General features: G+C 38.2%; 10 protein-coding genes. 3 read left to right on the plus strand and 7 right to left on the minus strand.

Annotation, left to right across the window (positions count from 1 at the left end):
- Positions 1 to 63: 63 nt before the first annotated feature.
- Positions 64 to 2,802, plus strand: a complete 2,739-nt coding sequence (locus tag AACW45_RS10580; RefSeq protein WP_190632940.1) for a cation-translocating P-type ATPase — start codon at positions 64 to 66, stop codon at positions 2,800 to 2,802.
- A gap of 869 nt (positions 2,803 to 3,671) precedes the next feature.
- On the opposite strand, the gene AACW45_RS10585 is transcribed toward AACW45_RS10580, so the two are convergent.
- Entirely contained in the window at positions 3,672 to 4,076 is a 405-nt protein-coding gene (locus AACW45_RS10585) for a hypothetical protein (protein WP_190632941.1), read from the minus strand.
- 532 nt (positions 4,077 to 4,608) lie between these two features.
- The gene (locus AACW45_RS10590) at positions 4,609 to 5,268 is read right to left on the minus strand and encodes a hypothetical protein (protein WP_190632942.1); all 660 of its coding nucleotides are present in this window, start codon (positions 5,266 to 5,268) and stop codon (positions 4,609 to 4,611) included.
- A 306-nt stretch (positions 5,269 to 5,574) separates the two neighbouring features.
- Between AACW45_RS10590 and rppA the strand changes: the two genes are divergently transcribed.
- Together rppA and AACW45_RS10600 are read left to right on the plus strand one after the other, a co-directional pair.
- Positions 5,575 to 6,249, plus strand: coding sequence for a two-component system response regulator RppA (gene rppA, locus AACW45_RS10595; RefSeq protein ID WP_190632943.1), 675 nt, complete (start codon positions 5,575 to 5,577; stop codon positions 6,247 to 6,249).
- Positions 6,250 to 6,457: 208 nt separating this feature from the next.
- Positions 6,458 to 7,720 (plus strand): sensor histidine kinase, encoded by a 1,263-nt coding sequence (locus tag AACW45_RS10600; protein WP_190632944.1) that lies wholly within the window; start codon positions 6,458 to 6,460, stop codon positions 7,718 to 7,720.
- 153 nt (positions 7,721 to 7,873) lie between these two features.
- Here AACW45_RS10600 and AACW45_RS10605 read toward each other — a convergent pair whose 3' ends face one another.
- The 5 genes from AACW45_RS10605 to AACW45_RS10625 form a co-directional block, all read right to left on the minus strand.
- A complete protein-coding gene (locus tag AACW45_RS10605; protein WP_190632945.1) occupies positions 7,874 to 8,443 on the minus strand; it encodes a hypothetical protein in 570 nt (189 codons plus the stop codon).
- Between the two features lie 402 nt (positions 8,444 to 8,845).
- A complete protein-coding gene (locus AACW45_RS10610; RefSeq protein ID WP_190632946.1) occupies positions 8,846 to 9,889 on the minus strand; it encodes a hypothetical protein in 1,044 nt (347 codons plus the stop codon).
- A gap of 542 nt (positions 9,890 to 10,431) precedes the next feature.
- Positions 10,432 to 11,637: a bifunctional phosphopantothenoylcysteine decarboxylase/phosphopantothenate--cysteine ligase CoaBC gene (gene coaBC / locus AACW45_RS10615; RefSeq protein ID WP_190632947.1), complete on the minus strand. Its 1,206-nt coding sequence runs from the start codon at positions 11,635 to 11,637 to the stop codon at positions 10,432 to 10,434.
- 67 nt (positions 11,638 to 11,704) lie between these two features.
- Entirely contained in the window at positions 11,705 to 11,917 is a 213-nt protein-coding gene (gene isiD, locus AACW45_RS10620) for a protein IsiD (protein ID WP_096645534.1), read from the minus strand.
- A 154-nt stretch (positions 11,918 to 12,071) separates the two neighbouring features.
- The gene (locus AACW45_RS10625; protein ID WP_190632948.1) at positions 12,072 to 12,698 is read right to left on the minus strand and encodes an alpha/beta hydrolase; all 627 of its coding nucleotides are present in this window, start codon (positions 12,696 to 12,698) and stop codon (positions 12,072 to 12,074) included.
- Positions 12,699 to 13,003 lie beyond the last annotated feature (305 nt).

The following is a 13,003-nucleotide window of genomic DNA, read 5'->3' on the forward strand; positions in this document are numbered from 1 at the left end:
CTTTTCTATCACATTTATTTTTCATAATGTTGCTGCTTGGGTAATCAATATTGAGGTAACCAAATGACGGCAACATCTGAAGAAATTATGCCGCCAAATGAATGGCATCATCTACCAGCATCAAAGGTGGCGCAACATTTAGATACAAATCTACAAACAGGTTTAACTTCAGATGAGGTGGTGAAACGACGAGAACGTTTTGGTGCAAATGAACTTCAGGCGAAATCTGGAACTAACCCAATACTAAGATTTCTGTTGCAATTTAACCAACCGTTGCTGTACATTTTGCTGGTTGCGGGTGCAATTAAAGCTTTAATCGGACAGTGGGTAAACGCTTGGGTAATTTGGGGTGTTACCTTAATTAATGCGATAATCGGTTTTATTCAAGAATCGAAAGCTGAAAGTGCGATCGCAGCTTTGGCTTCTTCAGTACAAACTAATGCAACTATTCTGCGCAACAATCAAAAGTTACAAGTTCCTTCAACAGAGTTAGTACCGGGAGATTTAGTACTCCTGACTTCTGGCGATAAAGTTCCCGCCGATTTGCGTCTTGTACAATCGCGGAATCTCCAAGTTAATGAGTCAGCGCTGACTGGTGAATCGGTGGCGATTGAAAAAAATATCGAACCTCTTGACGCTGATGCACCTTTAGCTGAACGCAGCAATATGGCTTACGCTGGTAGCTTTGTTACTTTTGGCACTGCTAAGGGAATTGTAGTAGCGATTGGCGAGGAAACGGAAACCGGGCGTATCTCTCAATTGATTGAGCAAGGAACCAGCTTAAAAACTCCTTTAACCCGAAAATTTGATAAATTTAGCCGCAACTTGTTATACATCATCCTGGGTATAGCAGCGCTGACGTTTGCCGTGGGGTTGGGATATGGCAATTCTTGGGCAAGTATGTTTGAGGCGGCTGTGGCTTTTGCTGTGAGTGCGATTCCTGAAGGCTTGCCAGCAGTAGTAACAGTGACATTAGCCATCGGGGTTTCCCGCATGGCACGAAGACATGCGATCGTGCGGAAGTTACCCGCAGTAGAAACTCTCGGCGGTGCTACAGTTATTTGTTCTGATAAAACTGGTACGCTTACCGAAAACCAGATGACTGTACAAGCCATTTATGCAGGTGGCGAACAATACACTGTTACTGGTGCGGGATATGCGCCGGAAGGGGAAATTTTATGCGATGAACAGCCGATAAATGGGCAGGATTTCCCGGTTTTAACAGAATGTTTGAAAGCTGGATTGTTATGTAATGATTCGCACCTCGAACAAAAGGAAGGAGAATGGCAGGTTGTAGGCGATCCCACAGAGGGCGGATTGATTGTTGTAGCTGATAAAGTGGGGTTGCATCGCCATAATTTAGAAACAGAAATGCCCAGACTAGATGCAATTCCCTTTGAGTCTGAGTTTCAATACATGGCGACTTTGCATGAAAATAGAAGTCAGAAAAACTCTTCCAGCGTGAGAACGGTTTATGTTAAAGGTTCGGTAGAGGCGATTCTCCAACGTTGTCAGCAGATGTTAGATACTGAAGGAAAAGCGATCGCAATAAATCCAGAAATCATCCATCAAGAAGTAGATGTAATGGCGAATTTTGGCTTACGGGTACTAGCTTTTGCCAAAAAATCTCTAGCCAATGAACAAAATTCAATCAACCATGCAGATATCGAGAATGATTTGGTTTTCTTAGGATTACAAGGAATGATCGATCCACCGAGAACCGAAGCTATCAAAGCAGTAGCAGCTTGTCAGAATGCTGGTATTCAGGTGAAAATGATCACAGGCGATCATGCAGCGACAGCAAAAGCGATCGCTCAAAGTATGGGCTTAAATAAAAATGGTGAAGTTCTCGCCTTTACAGGTAGGGAACTAGCTAATATGGATAATTCTCAACTAACTACAGCCATAGAAGATGGGGTAGTATTTGCTAGGGTTGCACCAGAACAAAAACTGCGCATTGTCGAAGCATTGCAATCGAAAGGCGAAGTTGTAGCCATGACAGGGGATGGTGTCAACGATGCACCAGCCCTCAAACAAGCAGATATTGGGATTGCGATGGGAGGTGCAGGTACAGAGGTAGCTAAAGAAGCCGCAGATATGATTTTGACTGATGATAACTTCGCTTCCATCGAAGCTGCGGTTGAGGAAGGGCGCACTGTTTATCGAAATTTATTAAAAGCGATCGCCTTTATCCTACCTGTTAATGGTGGCGAATCGATGACGATTTTAATTAGTGTCTTATTTGCTAGAGAATTACCCATTTTATCTTTACAAGTTTTGTGGTTAAATATGGTGAATTCCATTGCCATGACTGTACCTTTAGCCTTTGAACCCAAATCCCAACGGGTAATGCAACAATCACCGCGCAGCCCCCGCGAACCCTTACTTTCTCAAAGTTTAGTCAAACGTATTCTGGCAATTTCTATCTTCAACTGGATTTTAATTTTTGGTGTATTTGAATGGATACAGCAAACTACAGGCAATACCGATTTAGCTCGAACAATGGCAATTCAGGCTTTAGTCGCAGGCAGAATTTTTTATCTTTTAAGCATTAGTCAATTAGGAATTGCATTAATTAATAAAGTTCGCGGATTTAAACAAAAATTTAGTGATGCATCTGCCATTGGTTTTGGTATCGCTACTACCATAATTTTGCAGATTATTTTTAGCCAATGGAATATAATGAATAGTTTATTTTCTACTGCTCCATTGAATTTAACTCAATGGCTAATTTGCTTAATTATCGGCTTGCCAATGATTTTAGTCGCCATTCTAGTCAATCGTTTCGATCCTCTGAATTAATTGATAATTAATGCATATTACAGCAGATAGATAATAGTAAGGGCATGGCAATGCCCATTGGTGTCAACTTAAGCTAAAAATAGCCTTTGTCTTAGCTTTGTCATCCGCCTGGGAATAAATTCCAAGGCTAATAGCCAAAGTCTACTAAAGTAGACTCAAGATTTTGAAGATATTTAGATAAATGTAGGTTGGGTTGAACGAAGTGAAACCCAACAAATCGCTGAAAATGCGCCAACTTTATCATTTACACATATTCAAGACTGATTTTTAAATTTTTTGTAAACAAAAAAGGCGATCGCTTTCTAATTTATCAAAATCAAGTACTCATTTTCCTGTTTTCAGTAAGCAAAAAGCCATTTCACCTTCTCGTTAAGCCTTAACGAGTTCTCATTATTGTGTTTTCCGCAAGTGAAATACCATTTCACCTACTCAAAAAGCTTTATCGCTGACTCATTTCGGTAAATCGCGCACTCATTTTGGTGTTTTCCGCAAGTGAAAAGGTATATCGCCTACTCATTTCGGTAAATCACGCACCCATTTTAGTATTTTCCGCAGGTAAAAAGGTAGATTACTTGCTCAAAAATGTCGATGTCTTACAATAAGCGGCTGTATAGCTACGCTTTGTTGTTTTTGGCTATCGCATTTGTTCTAAAAACAAATTGCGTAATCAAATATAAACACCTAATTCATAATTCATAATTCATAATTCATAATTCTTGCCATGCCCTCTAGAATATACTGATGTACCGTCAATATTATTTAAATTAAACAGGACTTACGCAAAATACCTTTAAAACTCTTATTTCTTCGTGTTCTTCGTGTCTTTGCGGTTCGATTCTTCCGTAGTTTGTGCGTAAGTCCTATTAAAATTACTTACTCTCTTTGCATAAATTAACTTTTTTCCTATTTCCCAAAGCGTCATAATCGCGACAATCAATAGCAGCTTTGGTTAAAACAATCGAAGGATTTACCGCACAATTAAGATATTTGTTGTTTACAAAAAATCGGCAATCTTTACATGGAGAGTTTTCTAACTCTTTGATTTGTTTAGCTTCTGCCACCAAATAGCGCTTATGAATAATAACTATCCAGCCCATTAATAACAATAAACAAGGAAGTAAAATTATTGATGGCTCTGTATTGAATGCCGCCCTTGTATTCTCACCGATTGAATTTTCAGAATCGCGCTTTTCACTTCTTAAACTGATTCTGGATATGTTGTTTTTATTCAAATTTAAATTATTATTTAAATTTGCCGATATATTTTGTGTCATATTATTTACCTCTAAGACAATTTATTTCCTCATATTCTGTAAGTTATTCATGAGAAATGCATATAATAGCCAGTTGATTTATTGGCAATCAACGAAAATCTCATGTATATTCAATTTATAAAAAGAATGTGAATAGAAAGTGACAAAATAAATACTGATATAAATATATACTAGATTTAAGTTATAATACTGGTAATACTAATTTAATATGAAGTTGCATATATCTAGATCCCCCTAAATCCCCCTTTTTAAGGGGGACTTTGATTCTAGTTCCCCCCTTTTTAAGGGGGGCTAGGGGGGATCAAATTCTATGCAACCTCATAAAGAATTGGTATATCACTGTAAATCAATATTGATTGCACTTTGTCTGTTAACTAAGGAATAAATGTATGGGTAGCTTAGTATTATTGTTAATTGGCTTAGGAATTTTATTTTTAGGATTGAAAACTAAAGATGAAATTAATCGCATTACTGCATTGGTTAGTGGGACAATTTCCCTAATTTGGGGATTAGCTACAGCACCCTTAGCATTTCAATTATTCATAGAGATTTTTTCAGTTGTAGCGTCTTTCTCTGTTTGCGTGCGTTGTTTAGGTTGTGGTGTCAAAAGAGATTGAGTTTTAACTTGATAACTTATCAGCTTCCTCACATCTTCGCGAGATAAATTTAATAATTGTGCAATCTTGACTTCTAGACTTTTAACATCTGCTGTTGGTAGTACAAAATGCAGCTTTGTCACAGAATTATTAGCTGTTATAACATCAACATAACTAAAACCTTGCTCTTGAATAACTGCGGCTTTAATTGCAATTAAATTCAGCCGAAATTCCATATTCAATCGCTGATTTACCGCTATTTTTTTGACTTGAGAAGATAATCCTAATTGTTGAGCGATCGCTATTTCAGTATCTTGCGAGTTAGGAATTTCTAATTCTAAGCTTTTCAAGAGAGAATTGCTCGTTTTGATGATAACTTTAGTAGATTTATCCTCTGGCTTGATTTGCAAATTAATTACTTTAAAATTCAAGGTTAGCAATACTTGAGGAAGGGTATCAGCTTGTAATTTATCTGGCGTTCGATAAGAGAGGCTTAATAATTGCTGTGTCACTAAATCGCCACCAGCCCAGAAAACAAATCCTATTAATAGAAAAGATAGGAGAAATAAGAAAAATTGTCGGCGGATTGCGAGCATTTTTTTATTATAAAATTTTGTTTTATGTTTATAGATAAATACAGTTCAGTTAGGGATAAATTGTAGCCACCGGAAATGTTGGGTTTCGTTCCTCAAGCCAACCTACGTATTTTAAGATTTTTGATGCTGACTGAACCGTATTGAATTAGATATAAATTATTCTATCTATCGATAGATATATTTAATTACGTAAATAAAATAACATTGAGAATATCAAATTAGATAGAAAACATAAATATAGTTAGCTTTTGTAATTTTAAAAAAGATTAGACAATTTGATTACAAAGCTGGAAGCTCAAAAGTTTTATGCGAATTTTACTAGTAGAAGACGACATTGAACAATTAGAACCACTACAAGGTATTCTCTCAGAAGCTGGCTATATAGTCGATGCGGCGGAAGATGGAGAAATTGCGCAGTGGCTAATTTCCCAAAAAGATTACGATTTATTGATTGTGGATTGGATGTTACCCACAATTAGCGGCTTAAATTTATGTCGCCAGTATCGTCTATCTGGGAAAAATTCACCAGTGTTAATGTTAACTGCTAAAGACACCATACCTGACAAAGTTATGGGTTTAGATGCTGGTGCAGATGATTATTTAGTAAAACCTGCTGATTTAGTGGAATTATTAGCAAGAGTACGCGCTTTAGGAAGAAGAGTTCCTAATTGGCAGGGTGATAGCTTACGGATAGCCGATTTACAATTGCATTTAGCTGAATTAATTGTAGAACGAAATCAAATCAAAGTAGAATTATCTCCCCGTGAAGCGCAATTACTGGAATATTTGATGCGTCACCCCAATCAAGTTTTAACGCGCAACCAAATTGAAGAATCTTTATGGGAATGCGGTATGGAACCAGAAAGCAACGCTTTAACAGTGCTAGTACGCAAATTGCGCCAACGTTTACAGATATTAGATGCAGAAGACTGGGTAAAAACAGTTTATGGTATGGGTTATCGCCTCAATCACCAAAATTAAATTAACAATCAAAAGTATTATGTCAATTCTATTTCAGTTGCTAAAAATATCAGTTTTGACTGTTGACTGTTGACTGTTGACTGTTGACTGTTCACCGTTAAAATTCAACAAACCTGCTTGTAATATTTCACCCATTATTTAGGATTGCTATAGCTATTAACAACTAACAACTAACAACTGACAACTGACAACTGACAACTGACTAATTATGTTTAATCGCAGCCGTCGCAATCTTGCAAATTGGTTTACCCTGACAATGGGGAGTATTTTAATTATATTTGCGGCGGTAGTTTATTACTCGGAAGTCATTGATGAATTGGAAGAATTGGATAGATTACTATATAAAAAAACCATTGTTATGGCTGCAAATGTTAAGTTAGAGCAGCATAATGGACAGCAACAAGTAGACTTAGAACATGTACCATTATTAGGCAGTATGGTACTACCATTACCAGAGAGTCAACTGGTATATGCAGCTTGGTATGATCGCCAAAAGCAACTAGTACAATTTTTTGGTACAATTCCGAGCGATCGCCTTTTAGTCTCTGGTGGATTTGATACCATCAAAACTGATAGCAAAGTTTGGCTGCGTCAAGTAACCTTACCAGTGTATCAGGATGGTGTATTGATTGGTTATTTGCAAGCAGCAATGCCAATGACAGCAACCGAAACCGCTTTAGCAGAATTCCGGCTAGTTTTGGCTATTTCCGTCCCGATTACCTTAGGTATAGTGGCGCTGACTGGTTGGTGGTTGGGGGGGTTAGCAATGCAACCAATTCGCCACAGTTACGATAGTTTGCAAAGATTTACCGCCGATGCTTCTCACGAATTGCGATCGCCTCTGACTGCAATTATTAGCAATGCTCAATACGGCTTTCTTTCTAACTCTACTGCTTTGGAGATCCAGCGTCAACGCTTCCACAAAATTTTTGATATTGCTAAATCTATGAGTACTTTAGTCAACGATCTCCTATTTTTAGCACGAAATCAAAGTCAATTACCCAAAGAATTTTTACAAGAAATTGACATCAATAATTTACTTTTAAAAATAACAGATGATTATCTCACCCAAGCGGATGCACAACATCTAAGTTTAGTTTCTCACCTACCAAATTATACTATAAATATCCTGGGCGAACCTAATTTACTCCGGCAAGCAGTTATTAATATCCTGACTAATGCTTGTAAATATACTCCTGCTGGCGGTCAAGTTGAGTTAAGTTTATTTAAACAATCACATTGGGCTATTATCAAAATTATCGATAATGGAATCGGCATTCCCGCAGAAGATTTACCTTATATTTTTGAGAGATTTTATCGAGTTGATAAAAAGCGATCGCGTAAAACTGGCGGCTTTGGTTTAGGATTAGCAATAGCTCAACAAATAATTCAATTTCATGGCGGGCAAATTAATATTAAAAGTGTCTTGAAAGAGGGAACATCTGTACAAATTATTTTGCCTATCAAGTGAAATTTATTTCACCAATAATAGCAGATTATATAACTACTAATCAGGGCTGTTGACAGTCAACTGTCAACAGTCAACCGTCAACATTTAACAACCCTCACGATTAATTGTGTAACTTAAAAGCAGAATAGCTTATTGAATTGTTATGAGTAAAAATCACAATTGTTTGTCTACAGGAATTAACAAGTAGGTTGCTGGATCGTTAGATACGTTGCTATTCTGACTTTCACTATTGCTCATATTCGCTGCATCTTCAACACTGTCTTTGACATCGACAGCTTTATCTTTAACAGTATCTACTGTATCTTGAACAGTGTCATTAATTTTAACTGCTGTACTTTTCACCACATCTACTGTATTGATGACAGTATTGTTAACACTCTCAGCAGAAACTTGAATTGCATCTCCTACATCTTTAGCAGTGTAATTAACACCATCAGCTACAGTCTTAATTGCTGTTCCCACACCTTGAACTGTATTATCAACACCCTTAGCTGCGCCTTTTACCGTATTTCCGAAACTTTGAATAGTTTGGTTAATTCTTTCGGCTGTACCCTTAATAGTTAAAGCAACAGCTACTGCGCCCAATGTACCGCCTACAATGGCTCCCAGCGCTATTTTTGCTAAATTATTACTGCCGTTATCTGTTGTATAATTCTCAGATTTTTCTGAAGAAAAATCAAGATTATTATCAGACTTATCTAAAAGCTGCTGGTTTCCATTCATAGTTATTTGCTCCTTTATTCTCCAAGAAATTGAAGTGTATTTATTACAGCAGATTGCAAGTTAGTGAGGTACAGATTATCGTTAATTGTAGGGGCGCTGGCACTGCCATGCCCCGAAGCGCGTACCTCATTTACCTGAAATAAGCTGTAAGTATTCCTAAGCATTGATAATACCAATTTGAAGAATTATCGTTACAGATTTAAGTTGGTTTCTTTCCTCAAGCCAACACCCCAACGCTTTATATATGTTGGGTATCACTATCTATTTGTCGCATTCTTTTTTAAAATTGGTATAACTTAGGAATACTTATCCATAAGGATTAATTATTCAGCCATTATTGATGAAATTATCATCAATAAAATCTGGGTTTGATTCAGGATATGAGAGATTTTCACCTAACAGTCAGTCAAGGCGAGCAATTTCTTCTTCGAGTGAATTATCTTCTAGAGAATTTGCTTGGTTTTCCATCTCTGTTAAGGTGACTGAAGTAATAATTAATCCCTCTGCTTGTTCTGGGGATGAAATGTAGAACATCGACTCAGGATTTACTTGATCTGTAACACCTTCGTTCATATTCTGTTGGTTACCTGTCATCTGTCCTGGAGATTGATATCCCTGATTTCCAGATGGCTGGAAGTTATTAACTTTATCCTTAGTTGAATCTGCTGCACCTTGCACAGTTTGGTTAGCACTTTGTGCTGTATTTTGGATGGCGTCTAGAGTACCCATTGTAGTTTGTCTTGCGACATCAGTAACATTTTGCGCTGCATCTTTGGCGATGTTTGCACTAGCTTGGACAACCTGACTTACACCTTGCGCTGTATTTTGGACGGCGTCTAATGCACCAGAAGCGGTTTGTTTGACACCCTCTACAACACCCTCTGCGGTATCTAAAGTTCCACCAACAACAGCTTGAGAAGCGCCTTCAGCAACACTCTTAGCTGCTTCACCTAAACCTCTAGCTGTTTGACCTAGGCCTTCACCAATAGTCTTTGATGCTTCTGCTATTCCTTTTGCAGCAATATTCAAGCCTAAACCGATTCTTCTACCAGCTAAAGCACCTACAGTAGCACCAATAATTCCGCCTATAAGTGCCCTCGTTAACATCGGATTCATACCTCTATTTTCTGAACGATTATCAGATTGAGGTGTAGTTTTTGGAGGATTTATATCTGTTGATACTCCAGTACCTTGGTTGATGTTGGTTGAACCTGGATAGGATTGACTACCTGTTGTCCCACTATATCCAGTTCCAGAGACTCCACTACCTCTGTTGATATTAGTTGAACCCTGAGAAGATTGACCTGTTGCTGCGCGATCGCTATATTGGTCACCAAAGGTGCCAGCATCTTGGTTAATGTTAGTTGAACCTGGATAAGATTGACCTGTTGCTGTGCGGTCAACATTTCCACCTTGATTGTTAAAAGTCTGGCTGCTTTCTACCATATCAATAATCTCCTGAGATTACAAAGGATTAACAAGCATTCATTTAATGTTTGCTCTCACCAGTTATTAACCTAACAATTATAGAGATTAAGTTAACTACTCTAAAGAAACACATCATTAAGTAATTTTTTATCAAAAGTAGTAGTTTTTTATCCTAGTATCATTTTAAAAATCAAGCAACAACATCCATACTTTGCAAATACTGAATTACAGAAGAAAACGGTTAAAAGAATTATTAATATTCACTGTGTCAATGGCAACATTTAACCAAGCATAGATAATCTAAAAATAGGTGTATACAGTCAAATAATCCGCCAATATTGCGAATATACTTACTAGTTAATGTATTTTGCCTAAACATTAGCTAAAAGCCTGGAAACTTATAGCAGAGAATGCTTATAATTCCAATATTTATCTATTGATGGAACTATTTTTAGTATAAAATTCGATATTCTACCATTAGATAGAAATAGCGCAAAATACTTTAAATTATCCTGAAATAATTGTTTGATTTCGATTGGATAAACAATCAGCTAATTTAGCTATCCCAGGGCAAAGTCATATAAATGATGTGCCATCTCCAATTTAGAACAAGGGGGAATTTCTAACTGTTTTCCTTGTTTATCTAAAAATATCGCTTGATTATTATCACTACCAAAACCACTATCAGTTTTATCGATAGGATTTGCAACAATTACATCCAAGTTTTTTCGCTTTAATTTATCTAAAGCAGGCGCTACAATATCGCCAGTTTGAGCCGCAAATCCAATCAAACATTGATGTGGCTGCTTCATTTTCGCTAGTTCGCTGACAATATCGGGTACAGATTCTAAAGCTAAAGATTCAGGAAGCGATCGCTTGGGTAATTTCTCGGTACTATAATCTCTAGGTTTAACATCCGCCACTGCTGCGGACATGACTATCATATCTGCACTCGTTAAATATTCCTGCATCACCTGCTGCATTTCTTCTGCATTAATCACAGGAATTGCTTGCACCCCTAAAGGTACGTTCCAACTCGCCGGGCCATGTACTAAAGTAACATTAGCACCGCGATGAAGTGCCGCCTGTGCTAACGCTAGTCCCATTTTTCCCGTAGAAGGATTGCCAATAAACCGCACCGGATCGAGAAATTCTCGCGTTCCTCCAGCACTAATTAATACCCGCTTCCCAACTAAATCGCGTTTACCGCCAGTGTGCAATAAAGATTGAATATAAGCCAAAATTTCAGGGGGTTCAGCCATTCTCCCCGCACCGACGCGATCGCAAGCTAATAACCCCGATGCCGTACCAATACCATGATATCGGCTATCTGTCAATAGTTGCTGCCAATTGCGCTGAACTGCAAGCTGTTCCCACATATCTGTGTTCATTGCTGGCGCTAGCAATACAGGACAAGTAGAAGCTAGTACAGTATTAGTGAGTAAATTATCCGCCATCCCATGAGTTAACTTGGCTAAGGTATTGGCTGTTAGCGGTGCAATTACCAATAAATCTGCCCATTCACCCAATTCTATATGCAAAGGGCGAGAGTGAACCGGTTGCCAAAATAGCTCGTCAGTATAGGCGCTATGACGAGAAAGAGTAGCTAAAGTCAGGGGTGTGACAAAAGCTTGCGCTGAATTCGTGAGAATTACACGCACCTCTACCCCAGATTGAAATAGCCGTGAAACCAGTTCACAGACTTTATAGGCGGCGATACCGCCGCCTACACCGATGACAACCTTTGATAATTTGGGATTTAGCATTGGTGCTAAGGATGAGAAAATAAGATTAAAGTACTTTCATCCTTCACACTTTATCCTTATCCTTTATCTAAGCTTCATCGTAGGGTTCCAAGTCTAAGAGGTGGATATAGGGTTCAACTAACTCCGGACGCTGAAATGCGATCGCTCGCAGTAGATGCCAATCATTCAAACCCTCAAAAGCATTGCTATAATTATCCATCTCCAGACGTGTAGCTAACTCTTCAACATCTGTCACAGTCATGGCAGCAATTTCTTTTCTGGAAATGCTTAGAGTTTTCATAATGCTTGCCCCTCCCTATTGCAGCATTCGCACCCAGCATGGGTCGGGTTGTGCTTTTCACGGCCACCCAATATATCTTACTCATTAGATGGTGTGGATTTTGTAAAAATTTTCCTGATTTCTACGTTCTTTTGTAAAAAAATTGCAACTAAGGCTACTCAATTGCATTAATTACAAAATTCCGTAGCAGCTCTAACATTTGTAAACTAATTTCATGACCCATATCAAACTCCTGATATTGCAAGGGAACACCCAAAGCTTCTAAGGTAGTTTTTGCCCTCACCGCCGCCGATAAGGGGACAACTTCATCTTTTCTACCATGAGTAATTAACGTGGGTGGAAAAGTATCTTTAGCAACTTTTCCAGCTTCAGGATGTAAATAACCACTCATCGCCACTAAACCGGCTAGAGGTAAGTTTAATCCTACATCCAAAGTCATCGCCGCCCCTTGGGAGAATCCACTTAAAATAGTGCGTGATAAAGGTACACCTGTGACACCTTCCAAAGACAGCAACCAATCTGTGAGTATTTGCCGGCTTTCAGTTAAACCTTGATACATATTTTCTGAGCGCAGGTCATACCATGCCCTACCTGTGGCAGCATAAGGATAAGGGTAAGGCGCATTGGGAAAGGCAAACTGATAATCTGGCAAATCAAAATAAGGCAATAAACCCGCCACATCATCAGCACTAGCACCCCAACCATGTAAAGTTACGATTAAGCCTAATGGTGCTTGATCTGAGTCTGGGGGGATTGATATAACTTCTAAAGTTTGAGTCATGTTTTTAGAGACGCGATTAATCTGGTCTATACAATGGTCACTTGTTAGGAATAATTAACAACAAAAAATCCTCTTAAAAAGTATGCAACAAGAAAATAGGATTGCTGTCAAACTTTTTCTCCTTCTAACTTGAAAATAGGGGATAGGGACTAGGGGCTAGGGAAGAGAGATTTTCATATTTGGTTGTGGGTTTTTCCCATAAGGGGCTAACTTGAAAGAGTGATTTCTCCCTTGTCTCCCTTGTCTCCCTTGTCCTTTAATACATGACAATGAAAATTGTTTCATCAAGACTACCCCCTGCCCCC

This window comes from Calothrix sp. FACHB-168 (genome assembly GCF_963889195.1).
In the GTDB taxonomy this organism is placed as follows: Bacteria; Cyanobacteriota; Cyanobacteriia; order Cyanobacteriales; family Nostocaceae; genus Aulosira; species Aulosira anomala_A.